Origin of the sequence: Streptomyces hokutonensis, from assembly GCF_000376565.1 — a bacterium.
In the GTDB taxonomy this organism is placed as follows: domain Bacteria; phylum Actinomycetota; class Actinomycetes; order Streptomycetales; family Streptomycetaceae; genus Streptomyces; species Streptomyces hokutonensis.
Genome location: NZ_BARG01000018.1, coordinates 305059 through 320769 on the forward strand (window position 1 = coordinate 305059; position 15711 = coordinate 320769).

Here is a 15711-nt window from a genome sequence, read left to right on the forward strand (position 1 = left end):
GATGATCGGTCAACACATGATCCTCACAGCTTCCTGTAAGAAAAGGTTAAGAAAACGGGTGGGGTGTGGTTTCACAACAACGGCGGCACAGTTGGCGCCAGTTGGTGCGGAATGGAGCGATAGCCGTCGCGCTCCTGGCGTGCGCGGTTCCGGTGGCCGGGGCGCCCGCGGCACTCGCCGATGACAAGCCGGTCTCGGCAAAGGCTGACAGGACTCCGGAGTCGCAGGCGAGTTCTCTCGCTGCCGAGACCGGCGACCGGGTGATCGTGGACGCGGCGACCACCGAGTCGTCCCAGGTGTTCGCCAACCCGGACGGCACCTTCACCCAGGAGATGAACGCGGCCCCGGTCCGTGCCCGCAAGGACGACGGAACCTGGGCCCCCATCGACACCACCCTCGTACGCGAAGCCGACGGCTCTGCGCGGGCGGAGAACACCACGGCCGGTCTCACCTTCTCGGGCGGCGGCAAGGGCGACGGGCTGGTCACGCTGAAGGACGAGGGGCACGCGCTGCGGCTCGGCTGGCCCACCGCTCTCCCCGAGCCCCGGCTCGACGGCGCCACCGCCACCTACGCCGGCGTTCTCCCGGACGTGGACCTGAAGTTGACCGCGCTGGACTCCGGTTAGGGCTTGCAGAGCATTAACTCGCAGTCTTGATCTCTGGCGTGGTGATGATGCCTGCCTCGCGTGCTTGATTGAACAGGTCGTCCAGGGTGGCGAGTTGGCGGTCGGCGGGGTGGAGGTCGTGGCCTGCAGTTGCCAGCAGTTCCCGGATGTCCCTCAGGCGCCGGTTGATCGTCTCGGGCCGGACGTTGAACAGGTCGGCGATAGCGATCTGGGGTAGGCCGTGCCGGTAATGGAGGACGGCGGCCAGGAGGCGGTCGGCGAGGGTGAGGATCGGGCGGCGTCCGGTGTGGCCGGCGCGTGGCCGGTGGCCGCGTCGTTTGTCCAGGTGGGTTTCGCGCTGGGCCTCGTGGAGGGTGGCCAACGTGGTGATGAGGGTGTCCCACTCCTGCGGCGGCAGCCCGGTCAGGGCCGGCTGGCAGAGCCAGGAGAGGTCGGGGCTCGGCTGGTCGAAGGGGTCCGGGGCATCATTGACCTGTGCGTATGCCTCGGGGCGGAGGGTGTAGTTCCAGTCGCCGTGCCAGTCGTGGCGGGTCAGGGGCAGGGCTTTCATCTGCCCGTCACCGATGCGGATTCCCGTCTCATAGGCGGTGGTATCGAGTTCCGCGTGAACTCTCAGGCCGGTGCGGGTGGTGGTCGCGGCGATGGACTGGACGATGACCTCGTGGCTGGTCAGGGGCCTGCCGCGCCAGTTCATGGTGATGTGGGAGAACAGTCGGTGCTCGATCCGGTTCCACTTGGAAGTGCCGGGAGGAAAGTGACAGGCAGTGATATCCAGGCCCGTCTCCAGGGCCAGGGCGGCGAGTTCGGCCTTCCAGGCGCGGGTCCGGTAGCCGTTGGAACCGCCCGCATCGGCGGTGATCAGCAGTCGTCCGGCCTGCGGATAGTCCTCCTTACCGCGGCCCTTCCACCAGCGGCGGATGGATTCGACGGCGAAGGCGGCGGTGTCATGGTCGGTGCCGACACTGACCCAGCCGGTGTTCGCGGCCAGGTCGTAGATGCCGTAGGGCACGGCCTTCCCGAGTTCTTTGTCCGGGAAGTCATGGGTGCGACCTGCACGGGGTCGCCTGCGGGCCGCCACTCACGGCCGCCGTTCCTGTACGGCCCCACGATTTCCTTCTTCTTCGTATCGACACTGATCACCGGGTCCCCGGTGCCGATATGGTCCTTGGCCTGCTCGTTGATGTAGCGGAACTGGCTGTCCCGGTCGGGGTGCTGTCGGCCTTCGATGGTCTTGGCGTTCCCCTGGAGACTGAAGCCTTCCTCGCGCAGCACGTCGGCGACGGTGTCGGCGGATATCCGGTGACCCTGGCGGGTGAGTTCGGCGGCCAGATGACGCGTGGACTTCGTCGTCCATCGCAACGGTGACATCGGATCACCCCGCACATCCGGCTCGACCAGGGCCAGCAACGCCGGACGAAGCCCCAGGTCCAGATCGACAGTCCGCTTGCGGCCTCCGCCCACCCGGCGCACCCTCCCCAACGGGGCCTTCCCGGATTCCAGTTCATCCGCACCCAGCGACACCGTGGCCTCCCGTACCCCGGCGGCCCGGGCGACCAGCCTGATCCCGCCACGGCCGAGCGACCGGGCTTCCGCTCCTATCAACAGACGCCGCTGCCGCTCGGCGAGATGCGGGAAGATCGCCTCGAACTTGGCTGCCAGAGCTTCCCATTGCCCCTCCGATGCGCCCGTACCACGCCAACGAGTCGGCCAGCGGGAAGCTACGGGTTAATGCTCTGCAAGCCCTAACTACCCGGCCTTGGGGCAAGGCCCCATCTCTATGGCCGCTGTCAGTTGACGGTCTACTCCTATTGGCGACGGCTGGTGTCCTGAAGCAGCCGACTGCGCGTGACCGACGCACGCGGTACGTGGTGCGGCTGGCCGTTCTCCTGGGGATCGCTGTCTCCCTCGCGGCCAACATGGCCGCGGCGCCGGCCCTGGCGTGGAAGCCGGTCCTGGTGGCGGGGTGGCCGCCGGTGGCTCTTCTGCTGGCGGTGGAGCTTCTTGCCGACCACTCCGGTGATCAGACCAAGAGCGCGGTCGCGGAGCCATTCTTGGACGAACGTGCCGGAGTTGGCGATCCTCTTCTTGCGCGCGCCCGGCAAGTGGACGCTCGCCACCGGGAGTTGCATGAGCGGCTCGTCTCGGCGGAGTCGCTGCGCAAGGAATTGCGTATCGGCGCGGCACGGTCGAGGGAGTTGGTGGCGTTGGTGCGTGCGAGTTGTAATGGACACGTTCATGGTTGAGTAGCCAGCGTACAGCCCGACTCGTCTGCCATCGGGGCCAGTGACCTGGGTACGTCCCCGGATAGGCGTGACCTCGGTGGGCCGACCTGTGCCGGGGCTCGATTCGACATCGCCCTGGCCTCCCAGAGTGCCCCTGAGCGAGGCCGTCGGCGCGATCCTGGTCACGGCGGAGGACTGCACCGGTTACGACGACGAGCAGTCGTTCGGCGGCTGGATCGACGCCGACCGGGACGGCTGCAGCACCCGCGGACGTCTTGCTCGCCGAGGTCGTCGAACCACCGATCGTGACCGGCCTGTGCATCCCTGACCGGTGGCCGCTGGTACTCCTGGTACGACGACATCTCGATCGACGTCCCGCGTGGCCTGGACATCAACCTCCTCCCGTTCACCGAGGCCTGGGACTCCGGCGCATCCGCCTGGAGCCAATCGGAGTCCCGCTACTTCGCGGCCAACTGGACCGCCCTCAAACTGCAATGCGCTCGGGCGACCTGGCCGAGCAGGAGACCTTGGCCCGCACCGCCGCCGTATGTCGCGACACGGACGTCGTCATCAACATAATGTGATCGCGTTGTGGCTCGATATCCGCTAAACAGTCGCCGTGACTGATGCCTATCCCCTCCGTCCTGTCATCGACGGTGAGTTCGCGACGTGGGCCCGCATGATCGCCAACGCGTACGGCAGTGACTGGTCTGATGAGGAACTCGCCCATATACGCGCCGCCATCGAGCTGGACCGCACAATCGCCGCGTTCGACAGGAACACGCCCGTAGGAGGAGCCGCGCTCTACACCCGGTCGCTCACTGTCCCAGGCGCTGTGCTTCCGATCGCAGGCGTTACTTGGGTCGGCGTGGCCCCGACACATAGGCGCCGCGGCATCCTCACCTCGCTGATGCGTGAGCAGCTGACCGGCCTGCACGAGTCTAGCGGCGAGCCGATTGCCGCGCTTGGCCCTTCGGAGGCGGCGATCTATGGCCGCTTTGGCTACGGCCCGGCCACCTTCGCGAACCAGCTCCGCTGTGAGAAGCGGTCCATGCTCTTCCGCCCCGGAACCGACTGCGGCAGTGGAAGCATCCTGCTTCTGGACCCCGAGGCGGCCCGGCCCTTGATCGAGAAGGTTTACGACCAGGTCCGGACCGGCTCGATCGCCTGGCCCGACCGAGCCGAGCGGTTCTGGGACAGTCGGTTGGCCGATCCGCCGCACTCACGCGGCGGCGCGACATCGCTGCGATATGCCGTGCACCGCGACCGGGGCGGCGATACCACCGGGTACGTGCTCTACAGGATCAACGATGCGCAGGACGCACTGGGCAACGACACGAGTGCAGTGCGGATCGTGGAATTGGCTGCCGCCACCCGGCAGGCTTACGCCGCTCTGTGGAGCTTCCTTGCCGGAATCGACCTGGTGCCGTGGATCGAGTACGAGGCAGCCGTGGACGAGCCGCTGCCGCACCTGTTGACCGACCGGCGGGCGGTCCGATCGACTATGGTCGACCGGCTGTGGGTGCGTCTGGTCGATGTCGATCGGGCCCTGGCCGGGCGCCGCTACTCCACCCCGCTGGATGTGGTTCTGGACATCAAGGACGACTTCTGCCAATGGAACTCCGGTCGCTACCGGTTGCAGGCCGAAGGGGACGCGGTTGTCTGCGAGCGTACGAAAGATCCCGCTGACCTCCAACTCACCGCGTCCGAGCTGGGAGCGGCCTTTCTCGGCGGCACAACGTTCGCCTCCCTCGCATCCGCAGGCTTAGTCCGGGAACTGCGATCTGGCACGTTGACCCGCACCACGCGCGCTTTCCGCGCCGACCGCGAGCCCTTCTATCCCGGAGGCTGGGCGTTCCCCGCCTACTGAGCCTTTCAGTGTTGCCGCTTCAGCGCGAGGACGGCCGCGGCGATTGACCTCATTCGATTCGGGCTGTATGAGGATCTGCGGAAGATGCGCCAGGACTTCAGGTGGGCGACGCCGCGTTCGACCCGTGCCCGTGCTGCGACAGCGAGCGGTTGACGGTTCGTTGAGTCGGCGTGAGCTCGCGGCCCGGCGGATGTCTGAGAGGTGTCGTCACCCATGAGCCGGCCCCCCATACGCGAGAGTGCCGTCCAGCAGCACGTAGTCGGGGGCGGCTTCTCGCAGGGCGCGCAGCCCGGCGCGCGGTCGGCGAGCAAGCCGATCACTGCAGCCGTGTAGGCGTGGGCGGTGCCGACGGAGATACCAAAGTCTGCCGCGAGTTGGGCGAGAATGTCGTGCCGGCCCTGGTACACCAGCCCGACCAGGGCACATTGGTGCGGCGGGACCTAGCAGCGGCGGTCACCCTCCCGGGTGACGATGAGCAGTGTGACCCCCTTGACCACCGAGTGGTAGGTCGAGGGTGGCAAGATCGAAAACCAACAGGGCTCCTGCGCCAGCTAGAGGGTGTCTGAGAAGTCCCGTTCAGCGCGGTCGAGCGCGCCCAGGCATCCGCGGCGGAAGATCATCGATGCCCTCGCCTACTGGATCCGGGCCGGCTGCGACTGGCGACTGCTCCCGCATGACTTCCCCTGGCAGACCGTCTATCACTACTGGCGGCAGTGGCGGATCGAGGGCCGCTGGGAGGAGATGCTGGCCGCTCAGCACCCCGCGACGACTCGGCCGCCAATTGGGATGCGCGAACTGAATCGCTCGTATGGATGCGTCAGCGAGGTCGTCTGCTGGGAACACACCCTCACGACAAATCGACGCGGACGGGGCAATGTCGCCGTCGCGGCGCGTGCCGAACAGCGAGGCCGACCTGCTGGAACTACTGGGCGGTGTGCTGGCGTTAGCCGACGGTCACCCTGGCCTGGGCAGTGGACCTCAACGCGGGCGGGGCTGCACTGTGGATCGCACGGCTGGTCGCCCACAACCAGAGGCTGCTCTATATCCCCGGCTGCACCGTGCACCACGCCTCGGCCGCCTACCGGGGCAGCGGGAAGGCGGACGCGATCGTCATCGTCGACACCGCCCGTATGCGCCGTGACCTGCAGCCCCTCCAGGAGGTCGGCGAGATCGCGGCCAACCTGCGGATCCTAACCGCGCGCCGCATCGACCTGTCGGCCGACCGCACACTTGCAATTAACCGGCTCCGCGCCCAGCTACTGGAGTACTTCCCCACCCTGGAGCGTGCCCTCGACCCCAGCACCTCCAAGAGCGCGCTGATCTTGCTGTCCGGCTTCCAGATCCCGGCCGCGCTGAGAAGGATCGGCCGGTCCCAGCTTGCGACCTGGTTGAAGAACCACGGCGTGCGCACCACCAACTCGGCCAAGAGGACGACGGAGGCCGCAGTGACCGCAGCGGAGGCCCAGTTCACCGTCATTCCTGGAGAGAAGACCGCCGCCAAGATGGTCCACACACTGGCCAGAGAGGTGCTGGCCCTCGACCAGGAGATCGCCGACCTCGAAGCCTTGATCGAGGATCGGTTTCGCGAGCACCCCGACGCCATGGTGATCACCAGCATGCCTGGCATCGGCATGATGCTCGGCGCCGAGTTCATCGCCGCCACTGGCGGGGACATGTCCGCCTGCGGCAGCCCCGACCGCCTCACCGGCGGGCGTCGTCGGCCTGGCACCGGTTCCGCGCGACTCGGGCATTGTCAGCGGAAACCTCCGCAGGCCCCGGCGCTACAGCCGACGGCTGCTGCGGAGGCTGCTGTGATTGACGCGAGGGTAATGGAGGGGAGTGGTGTGTCTATTCCCTGTGCTGCCGTAACCCTGGCTCAGGACGCCACGGCCGGTTTGCGGACGCCGTCGAGGCGGCGGCACTGGGCCACGTAGTGGGCGGTCTCCTCGTGGTTGGTGGAGGCCGCCAGCTTGACGAAGCCCGCCTTCCAGCACAATTCCATTGTCATGGGAGTGTGGCGGGGTGCTGTGCTCGATCGGCCTTCCGCAACGCTGTCGCACATTGCGAGGACGTCGTATGTGTAATTCCGTTCGGCGACGAGAACTTCCTCGCCGTCCCGCACCTCTGCCCGAGCGTCGTACAGACCGCGAGCGGCGGCGTCCGGGAGCGGGCGGGACTCCAGGTCGAACCGAATGAGCTCGGCCAGAGGCGCGACCCACTGGGCGGGCACCAGGGAAGGGCCGTTCACCTGCCACCAGCTCGTCACGAGTTCGTCGAACTCCGCTGAAGTGAAGCAGAACTCCAACGCCGGGGACAGGGAGTCCGGATCGGCTGTGGAGTTGGCCGCTGCTTCGCGCAGGAGCTGAGCGCCCACGGTCCGCTCGGCCTCGATGTGATCGGCGACGGAGAGGATGACCTGGGACTGACGCACACCGCCCGCGGCGCGCAGTGCCGGGAAGAGCCGACGGAGAACCAGGTTTTCGGCCAGCAGCCGGGCCCAGAACAAGAATCGCTGCATGTCAAGGTTCTGCTGGAGAGTCATGTCCTTGTTCGCCAGCACGTATTCGAAGTCGTCCCGGTCTCCGCGAACGGTGACGAAGCCGTAGAGGTCCTTGCGCTCCACATAGTCGGTATTGGGAAGGAGGATCAGGGGGTACGCAGCGATCCGGGAGACGTGTTGCGCGAGTTCGTCGTATCCCTCGAGAAAGGACTCCGGCGTTTCACCGGGGGCGCCCCATATCAGCTCCGCGTAGATGTCCATCCCGTCCGCGGACAGGCGTTCCGTAAGGTCCTTCCAGGCATTGATCTTCATGTTCTTGCGATTCATGGTGGCCAGGGCGTTGTCGTTGAGTGTCTGCAGGGCGAGAGTGAAGGAACTGCGGATGCCCTCGCGGCGCATGATGTCGACGATCTCGTAGAAGGTCTTCGACTTGTTCTTGGCCCAGGAGGTCTCGAGCGCCTTTGGATAGCCGTAACGTCGCCTCACCTCAACGAGGTCTTCGACGAACTCCAGATCCGACCGCAGGATCCCGAAGTTCGCGTCGCACAGCACCACGGTCTCGGCCCTTGCCTTGGCGAGAAGCTCCAGTTCGGCACGCAGGCGCTTGCGGGAAAAAGAGCGCACGCGCTGGCCGACGGCGCCGCCCCAATAGCAGAAGGAACAGTGGTACGGGCAGCCGCGGTTGGTCTCCAGCAGAGCGACGTCGTAGCGGAACGCTCCCGTGTCGTCGTGGAGCGGAAGCACCCCGGAGAGAATCGGCGAGGGAATGATGTCCAGGTCCTCGATGCGAGCCCGCTCCGAGGTGGTGCGGACGCAGCCCTGGGCGTCCCGGTAGGAGATGCCCTCGACCTCGGCGAGTTCCCCGCCGTCCATCATGCGGGCGAGCAGGTCGACGACGGTCAGCTCACCCTCGCCGTTCACGATCACGTCGACCTCGGGCCACTGCCGCAGGATGCGTTCCGCCTGGTTCGACACGTGGTTCCCGCCGAAGACCACGATCCCCTTCGGGTTCACCTGCTTGAATGTTTCCGCCAAGGCGCCGAACTGGCGGACGTTCCAGCCCAGTACGGAGAAGCACAGGATGTCCGGCACATCGCTGCCGAGAAGCTGCGTAGCCATTTCCCACGGGCTGGTCGCGCCCGAGTAGTTCAGGATCTCGACCTTGCAGCGCATCGAGAGTTCCGGGTCGTTCTGCAGCATCGCGGCGAGGTAGCCGGCAGCCAGGGGCATCGACTCCTTGGACATGTGCCACACGCCCTGCTGAATTATCTTTACTTGCAGCATAATTCCCCCTCTGAGTCAGCGGAATGAGCGTCCTGATAACTACGGGCGGACCGAATCGAAGCCTGGCGTAGGCTAGCAAGATCATCCGAGGGCGGAAGATAACGTATCCCAGACGACTTGGCATTTCGAGCAATGGTGCTGAGTCGGCAGAAATCCTTTTCCTGTCGCTGATTCTCCGGCATGGTGTGGGCAGACCGGCCCGTTCAGGAGGAGAAGTCGTCAACCGCAGCGTTATCGGCGGGCTATCGAGGAGTCAAGGCTGGACCATCAGACTTCTGCGGAATTGCGTGTGGGTAGCCCGGCATAGCGGCTTGTCCCGCCGGCGGGACAAGGCTGAGTTTCCAGCACCATACGGAGACAGTCGGCCCGCACCCGCGTGAGCGGGCACGGTGCTTGACGCGTGCCGATAGGCTCGGCCGGTCACGTCAACAGGTCTTGGACCGTGCGGCTCGCTCCGTGGTGGCCGGGTGAGGAAAGGGGACGGCGCTGTCGTGATCAATGCAGCGACGCGCCCCTCGCCAGGGAGAACGGCCGATGAGACTGCCGAACACGGCATGTGTGCGCCGTGAAGCCGTCATGGTTGGGCGCCATCGGAGTTTCGAGCAGGTACTGTCCTTCACCCCAGACCGTCGGGACGGCGTGTAATAATCGGCGGCAAATAGCGTTTAGGAATTCAGGCCTCTGCGGGCACCCTTCATTGGGTGTTGGCAGAGGCCTGAACCGTACATCTCGCCATTCACCCGCAATCTCTTGGATTTTCGCAAAAAGTCGGCACTTCCCCTCCCAGAGCAGGTTTCTCCGTGATATCCACCGCTATTCGCGTCGCCCGGGTGGGCAGCGCGGCCGAGCTGGCCGCGGCGGTCCTCATGATGCTGGGCTTCCCGGCGATCATGGTGGCCGCGCTCGTCCCGAGCGTCTACGCCTTCGCGGCAGCGGCCGCCGTGACGTACCTGGCCGACCACTATCTGCACCGCAAGGGCAGCTATCTGGTCAACCGGCTGAGCAAGGTCAGAGCAGGCCTGTCGATCCGCTTCCTGATCAGGGAGCTGCTGCTGATCTTGCTGCTGGCCCGCCTGGACCTCGCGAACAACCTGATCTACTACGGCGCCATCGGCTGCTTCATCGCGTTCTACGGCCTCCAGGCCCCGCACGGCGCCGAGGTCACGCTGATCCGCAACCGCCGCCGGATGCCGGTCGTCACCCGTAACGTCGACCTGAAGTCGCGCATCCACATCCCGGACGCGCCGCCGTTCGGGATGCTGGACCGCTCGGCCGAGAAGATGCTCCACCTCGACCTGGCGGCCGTCGTCGGCCTCCTGATCTCGGCCGAGGCCGGCTCCTCGCTGGCCGGCTTCATCGGCATCGGCCTCACCCTGGGCCTGGGCACCCTCTATGTGCTCGCGCTGGTGCCGTACGTCCGCGGCAACAAGATCCCGCCGGACGCCGACACCGTGCTGGCGGCCGTCGACGACTGGCTGCGCGAGTACAAGCCGCAGACCCTGCTGTACTTCTCCGGCTCCAAGGACTCCACGTACCAGGTCAACATGTGGCTGGAGACGATGGAGCAGCTTGACTCCCGGCCGCTGATCGTGCTCCGTGAGCGGGTCGTCCTGCAGACCCTGGCGCCCACCACGGTCCCCGTCATCTGCGTGCCCGGCGGTGTGCACCTGATGAACATGGACCTCTCCAGCGTGCGGGTCGCGCTGTACGCGGCGAACGTCGGCAAGAACATCCACCTGCTGCGCGTCCCGACCATGAAGCACGTCTTCATCGGCCACGGCGACAGCGACAAGCTCGCCAGCGTGAACCCGTTCAGCAAGGTGTACGACGAGGTGTGGACCGCCGGCCGGGCGGGCCGCGACCGCTACGCCATCGCCGACGTCGGCGTCCGCGACGAGGACATCGTGGAGGTCGGCCGTCCGCAGCTGGCGCCGATCCAGGGCCGGGAGGGCGTGTCGGACGGTCCCCGCGGCGGAGCCGCTGATGGACACTGCCCGACCGTGCTGTACGCGCCGACCTGGGAGGGCTGGGACGGCGACCCGGGCAACACCTCGATCATGCTGGCCGGCGTGAACATCGTCAGCCGGCTCGTGCAGGCCGACCCGCCGGTCCGCATCCTGTACAAATCGCATCCCTTGACCGGCCTGGTCAGCAAGGGAGCCCGCGTCGCGCACCAGCGGATCGTCGCCCTGCTGGAGAAGGCCGCCGCCGAGCGCGCCGCCGACCCTCGGTTCACCGCCGACCCGGCCGCCCAGGCCCAGGCCAGGGCCGAACTGGCCCGGATCGAGGCCAGGATTGCCGAACTGTCCGGCAGCGGCGGGGAGAAGGGCGACGAGGCCGAGGCCACCCGCGACGGTCTGGTGGACGTGCAGAAGCACGAGGAGATCGCCCGACTGCGCGCCGAGTGGAACGACGCCTACTGGCGTGCCTTCCCGAGCTGGGAGCACCGCGTCATCATGGGCGCCGAGCCGCACCTGTACCACTGCTTCAACGTCTCCGACGCGATGGTCTCCGACATCTCCAGCGTGGTCTCCGACTTCATCGCCAGTGGCAAGCCGTACGCGGTCACCGACTCCGCCGAGCTGGGCGTGGAGGAGTTCAAGCGGCAGAACACGGCGGTGCGCGCCGCGGTGATCCTGTCCAACAGCGCCAAGGAGCTGAGCGAGCTGCTCTCGGCCGTCCGCGACCCGGCCAACGACCCGCTGGCCGAGGAGCGCAAGGAGCTCAAGCAGTACCTGCTCGGTCTGGACGAGCCGACCTCGATCGACCAGTTCAACACCGCGGTGGCGAAGCTTGCGATCATGGCCGAGACCCGCAACGTCGGCCAGGCGTCCCGTCTGGGCATCGACATAGACCCTGCGCGTGTGACGAATGCGCTGCCTGGTCAACGGCTGCCGTTCGCTGATGAGGCGGACGACGTGACTGCTTGACCCCTGACCTCCTGACCGCCTGACGGCACGGCCCCCGAGGATTCCCGTCCTCGGGGGCCGTTCTCTTGTGCCAACAGGTCGTCCAGGCGCACCAGGGCCAATGAGTCGAGGCGGCGGTCCGCGGCGGTGAAGTCGTGCGACCGCGAAAGTATGTGCGGTACGGCTACACAGAAGGCACCCGCGGCCTTGGCGGCCTGCACGCCCCGGCCGGAGTCCTCAAAGGCCACGATGGCCGACGGGTCCACACCGAGCCACCGCGCTGCGAGGAGGTAGAGGTCGGGGGCCGGCTTGGTGCGGCTCACGTCTTCCATGGTGACGACCACGTCGAACGCGTCGCTCAGTCCGAACTGCTGAAGGTGGGGCACCACAGAGGTCCGCCGGGAGCTGGATGCGACCGCGAGTGCCAGGCCCCGCCGCTTGGCGTCCGCCACCAGCCGCCGGACGCCCGGCAGCGGCGTCTCGCATGCCATCCAGTCCCGGAACAGGCTCTCCCCGCGCTGTTCCAGTTCCGCCGCACTGATCGTGCCGCACCGGGCGGCGAGGTCCTCGAACGGATCGAAGTCGTCCAGCGTGCCGCCGATGGAATCGACGTACCGGGTGTGTGGCAGCTCCTGAGAGAACGACCTGTACAGCTCTCTGAGCACCGCTAACCACAGCACCTCGGTATCGGCGATCAACCCGTCGAAGTCGAAGACCAGCGCCCGGTCCCGTCCTCTCACGTCGTCGCCACCGTGTCTGGTCGGCCCCGCCGCGGAATGAGCCGGACGTCCGCCTGGTAGGACAGGCGCCTGCCGAACGTGCACATCGCGGCGACGGCGTAGAGCGCGGCGATCGCACCGAACAACAGCAGGGGTCGTGACTGGAAGATCACTGCCGCCAGGTACCCGGTCGGGATGGACACCACCGCGGTGAAGGTCTGTACGGCGGCGAAGAACGTGGCCCGCTCTTCAGGGTGCACACAGCCCACCACGATGGCATCGCGGTAGGACTCCACGAGGAACGGGCCCACGGCGGTGAGCACCGTACAGACGAAGAGCAGTGCGGGGTTGTCCGGTCCGAGTGCCAGGAACAGGAGCCAGCCGGCGCAGCTCGTCACGAGCGACCATCGGGCCATGGCGCCCTCCCGGACCCGGCCGGCTGCCCAGGGCATGATGACGGCGTACGAGAACAGCGCGGTCACCGCTCCGACGGCGGGCACCGTGCCCACCACGACGGCGCTGTAGTCGAGGCTCTTCGTCAGATAGACGGCCAGGAAGATGTTGAGTTGGAAAGCGACGAAGCTCAGCATGTACATGAATATCAGGCGGCGAAGTGCGGTGTGCCGCCCGGCCGCCCACAGTAGTTTCCCGCTGTCGAGCACGCTCCGCAGCATGCGTGTGCCGGCATGGCGGTCCATGGCCTCGACGCCCGCCTGCGTCTCCACGGTGTAGTGGTGGCGAAGACAGTTGTGAAGAAGCATGGCGAGCCCGCCGACGAAGAACAGCGTGCGTAGCGTGGGCACCGTTCCGTACCTGTCCATGAAGAACCCGACGATCGGCACCAGAAGGCCCGCGAACATGATCACCACCTTGATGGCGGCGAAGATGCGGGGGCGGTCCTTGTCCGGGCTGTCTTCCGTGGCGAGCAGCCAGAACGAGACGTTGACGATCTTCGACGAGGCGTTGAGCAGGTAGCCCAGGAGGAACATCCAGGAGTTGTTGCTGAACGCCCACACGAACATCGGGATGACCCAAGAGGTCACGTCGAACCAGAAGGTGGCCCGGCGTCTGCCCATCCGGTCGGTCACCGCGCCCGCCACGAGCTGGAACATGAACGCGACGTACAGGTTGGCCGAGACGATGGCCCCGATGGCCACCGTGCTCAGACCGACGCTTTGCATGTAAAGCGTCGCATAGTACAGCGCGGCCGTGCCGAAGATCGCCCAGAACGGTTCGGTGTAGATGCAGTACCGGGCGTTGCGGTGGAGGTTCGCCACGAAGCTTCTGCGCTTCATGAGCGGATCACGGCCTTGACGGCCTTGACGTCGACCTTCTGCCCGGTCCGCAGGTCGACGCCCATGGTCGCCTCGAAGGCGTCGCGGAAGTCGCCCATGTCGACTTCGGTGGTCACCAGCTTCGCCAGCTCCGGCATGTCGAAGGCGAAGTCGATGGCCGGGCCGATGGCATCGTGCAGCGGCACGGCCGCGACGATGCTCAGCCCGTCGTCGATGAGAGTGGTGGGAGCCACCTCGACCCGGTAGGTGTCGTCATAACCCATCGGCACCACCCGGCCGCCCTTGGCGACGGCTTCCAGCGCGGTGGCCAGTTGGTTGCCGACGGCGTCGATCACCACGTCGAACTTCTTCCCGCCCGTGAACTCCGCGATGGTCTGGGGCGTGAGTTCGTCCGGGTGCAGCGCGTAGTTGGCGACGCCGGCCGCGAATTCACGGCGGAAGGCGTTCGGTTCCGTGGCGACGGTGAGCCGGCTGAGCCGGCGCGTAATGCTCTGGCACAGCAGGCCGATGGCACCGGAGCCGATCACCAGAACCGACTCGTGCGGCTGCAGGCCAGCCTTGAGAACGCTGTTCAGCGAGCAGCCCAGCGGCTCGATCAGGCTGGCGACCTGCCAGCTCATCCCCTCCGGTATCAGGTAGAGGTACTGCGCGCTGCCGACGTAGTACTCGGCGAACGTACCCGCGAGGGTGAAACCCACCTGATGGTCGTCGAAGTTGAAGCAGTAGCAGTACGCCCCCAGCCGACAGTTGCGGCATGTGCCGCACGACTGGGTTGGGTTGATGATGACACGGTCACCGACCGCGAGATGTGTCACGGCGTCGCCGACCTCGACCACCGTGCCGACACCCTCGTGACCCAGCACGGTGCCTTCCTCGGCCACGGCCAGTTTGCCAGCGAGGATCTTGTGGTCCGTCCCGCAGATCCCGGTCATCTCAACCCGGACCTTCACATCGTTCGACGTCCGCAGAACGGGCTCCTCGATATCGACGAGGTCCATCCGACCCTTGCCTGCGTAAACGAGTGCTCGCACTCTCGGTCTCCATTGGGTTGTGGTGTCAGAACGTGGTCAGGGCGGCGTCGATCGCACGCTCCACCTCGTCCAGCTGGGCCGGTGTGTGCCGGTCCGAGAAGACGAAGTAGCCCTTGGTGAAGATCTGCCGGTCCGCGAGGGTTGCCATGGCATGGGCGCGGAACGGATCGGTCCAGAAGTCACTCGCCCCAGGGGAGCCGAGCGAGAAGCTCGAGTAGTCGCCCCGCACCTCGACGCGGCCGGCCAGGCCAAGTTCGGCGATGCGGGAGCGCAGGGCCGTCATCATCGTGAGGGTCCGCTCACGCCACGACGGCCACACCGGTGCGGCGTCCAGCAGGTCCTCGCATGCCAGAGCGGCGGCGAAGGCCAGTGACTCGCTGGAGTGGGCGTTACTCATTCGTACGTCTTCGCCGCGCATCACCAGCCTACGGACGCCGAGGACCGCCGCGAGCGGGAGGCCGTTGGCCATCCCTTTCGAGATGCACAGCAGGTCCGGCCACACGTCGACCTCGCCACAGGTGGCCCGTCTCCCTGTGCGCATGCCTGAGGTGACCTCGTCGAAGACCACCACCGCGCCGTGTGAGCGGACCTTTGCCGCCGCTGCGCGCAGGTGTTCGGCCGACCAGCGGTTCGGACACAGCACCACCGCGGCGATCCTCCCCGAGTGCTGCCGCAGCAAGGCGACGAGTCGTTCCGGGTCGTCAGGTGGGCAGGTCAGTGTCAGGGCCGCCACCGCTCGCGGGATGCCGAGCTCCGTGTGATGCGCCGAGTAGTGGGACGGCGCGGCCCAGTCGTGCCACCCGTGGTACTCGGTCGCCACCACGAAATCGCGTCCGGTGGCCGCACGGGCGATGCGCACCGCGCCACTCACCGCATCCGCGCCGCTCTTGGCGAACTTCACGGACTGGTAGACCCCGAACCGCGACAACAGCCGTTGTGCCAGTTCCAGTTCGAGGGGGTCGGCGACCGAGAAGGACGTGCCACGCTTCAACTGGGCAACGACGGCCTCCTCGACCTCGGGCCGGGCATGGCCCCAGGTCGCTGTTCCCATGGCCATCTCGCAGTCCAGCCAGGTACGGCCGTCGACGTCGGTGAACTCGGCGTCCTTGGCCCGGACCGCGGCGATCGCGCCGCGGCCCGGCAGCAGTCGATGCGGCGTCTTGGCCAGGGTGCTGCAACCTGCTGGTATGACCTCACCGACCTTGGCGAGCCACGTCAGGCTCGGTGCCTCGCGTGTGGTGTCCGCCCGCACGCC

At 66.8% G+C, this 15711-nt stretch carries 12 protein-coding genes and 3 pseudogenes; 7 read left to right on the plus strand and 8 right to left on the minus strand.

Features of this window, described 5'->3' with window-relative positions; genetic code table 11:
• Nucleotides 1-101 precede the first annotated feature (101 nt).
• Nucleotides 102-626 carry a hypothetical protein gene (locus tag SSP08S_RS09430; protein ID WP_245607855.1) on the plus strand — a complete coding sequence of 175 codons (525 nt, stop codon included), beginning with the start codon at nucleotides 102-104 and terminating at the stop codon, nucleotides 624-626.
• Between the two features lie 13 nt (nucleotides 627-639).
• Here SSP08S_RS09430 and SSP08S_RS64475 read toward each other — a convergent pair whose 3' ends face one another.
• Together SSP08S_RS64475 and SSP08S_RS64480 are read right to left on the minus strand one after the other, a co-directional pair.
• On the minus strand, nucleotides 640-1176 hold the full coding sequence (locus tag SSP08S_RS64475; RefSeq protein ID WP_369407085.1) for a transposase family protein: 537 nt from the start codon (nucleotides 1174-1176) through the stop codon (nucleotides 640-642).
• A pseudogene (locus SSP08S_RS64480) lies at nucleotides 1174-2228 on the minus strand (ISAzo13 family transposase); the annotation flags it as partial. The pseudogene SSP08S_RS64480 and the gene SSP08S_RS64475, both read right to left, overlap by 3 nt.
• A gap of 77 nt (nucleotides 2229-2305) precedes the next feature.
• On the opposite strand from SSP08S_RS64480, the gene SSP08S_RS63305 reads away from it, so the two are divergent.
• The 3 genes from SSP08S_RS63305 (at nucleotide 2306) to SSP08S_RS09450 (ending at nucleotide 4718) form a co-directional block, all read left to right on the plus strand.
• Nucleotides 2306-2869, plus strand: coding sequence for a DUF2637 domain-containing protein (locus SSP08S_RS63305; protein WP_245607856.1), 564 nt, complete (start codon nucleotides 2306-2308; stop codon nucleotides 2867-2869).
• Between the two features lie 127 nt (nucleotides 2870-2996).
• Nucleotides 2997-3176 carry a hypothetical protein gene (locus tag SSP08S_RS61670; protein ID WP_158697147.1) on the plus strand — a complete coding sequence of 60 codons (180 nt, stop codon included), beginning with the start codon at nucleotides 2997-2999 and terminating at the stop codon, nucleotides 3174-3176.
• A gap of 291 nt (nucleotides 3177-3467) precedes the next feature.
• On the plus strand, nucleotides 3468-4718 hold the full coding sequence (locus tag SSP08S_RS09450; protein WP_019067342.1) for a GNAT family N-acetyltransferase: 1251 nt from the start codon (nucleotides 3468-3470) through the stop codon (nucleotides 4716-4718).
• 5 nt (nucleotides 4719-4723) lie between these two features.
• On the opposite strand, the pseudogene SSP08S_RS62390 reads toward SSP08S_RS09450, so the two are convergent.
• Nucleotides 4724-5252 (minus strand): annotated as a pseudogene (locus SSP08S_RS62390) (transposase family protein).
• Nucleotides 5253-5276: 24 nt separating this feature from the next.
• Between SSP08S_RS62390 and SSP08S_RS64155 the strand changes: the two are divergent.
• Both SSP08S_RS64155 and SSP08S_RS60700 read left to right on the plus strand, forming a co-directional pair.
• Nucleotides 5277-5450 (plus strand): annotated as a pseudogene (locus tag SSP08S_RS64155) (transposase); the annotation flags it as partial.
• A gap of 239 nt (nucleotides 5451-5689) precedes the next feature.
• Complete coding sequence (locus tag SSP08S_RS60700) at nucleotides 5690-6652, plus strand: IS110 family transposase (RefSeq protein ID WP_051105881.1); 963 nt, start codon at nucleotides 5690-5692, stop codon at nucleotides 6650-6652.
• Here SSP08S_RS60700 and SSP08S_RS09460 read toward each other — a convergent pair.
• Nucleotides 6595-8448 (minus strand): KedN5 family methylcobalamin-dependent radical SAM C-methyltransferase, encoded by a 1854-nt coding sequence (locus SSP08S_RS09460; protein ID WP_019067343.1) that lies wholly within the window; start codon nucleotides 8446-8448, stop codon nucleotides 6595-6597. The genes SSP08S_RS60700 and SSP08S_RS09460 overlap by 58 nt on opposite strands.
• Before the next feature lie 884 nt (nucleotides 8449-9332).
• Here SSP08S_RS09460 and SSP08S_RS09465 point away from each other — a divergent pair.
• Nucleotides 9333-11432 (plus strand): hypothetical protein, encoded by a 2100-nt coding sequence (locus SSP08S_RS09465; protein ID WP_019067344.1) that lies wholly within the window; start codon nucleotides 9333-9335, stop codon nucleotides 11430-11432.
• Here the strand turns inward: SSP08S_RS09465 and SSP08S_RS55095 are convergent.
• From SSP08S_RS55095 to SSP08S_RS09485, 4 genes are read right to left on the minus strand one after another with little or no spacing between them, the layout of a single operon-like run.
• Nucleotides 11387-12151 carry an HAD family hydrolase gene (locus SSP08S_RS55095; RefSeq protein WP_019067345.1) on the minus strand — a complete coding sequence of 255 codons (765 nt, stop codon included), beginning with the start codon at nucleotides 12149-12151 and terminating at the stop codon, nucleotides 11387-11389. The genes SSP08S_RS09465 and SSP08S_RS55095 overlap by 46 nt on opposite strands.
• Nucleotides 12148-13425 (minus strand): MFS transporter, encoded by a 1278-nt coding sequence (locus SSP08S_RS09475; protein WP_019067346.1) that lies wholly within the window; start codon nucleotides 13423-13425, stop codon nucleotides 12148-12150. Before SSP08S_RS09475 ends, SSP08S_RS55095 begins: the two co-directional genes overlap by 4 nt.
• Nucleotides 13422-14423 (minus strand): zinc-dependent alcohol dehydrogenase, encoded by a 1002-nt coding sequence (locus SSP08S_RS09480; protein WP_019067347.1) that lies wholly within the window; start codon nucleotides 14421-14423, stop codon nucleotides 13422-13424. Before SSP08S_RS09480 ends, SSP08S_RS09475 begins: the two co-directional genes overlap by 4 nt.
• Nucleotides 14424-14481: 58 nt before the next feature.
• Complete coding sequence (locus SSP08S_RS09485; RefSeq protein ID WP_158697149.1) at nucleotides 14482-15708, minus strand: aminotransferase class III-fold pyridoxal phosphate-dependent enzyme; 1227 nt, start codon at nucleotides 15706-15708, stop codon at nucleotides 14482-14484.
• Nucleotides 15709-15711: the final 3 nt, after the last annotated feature.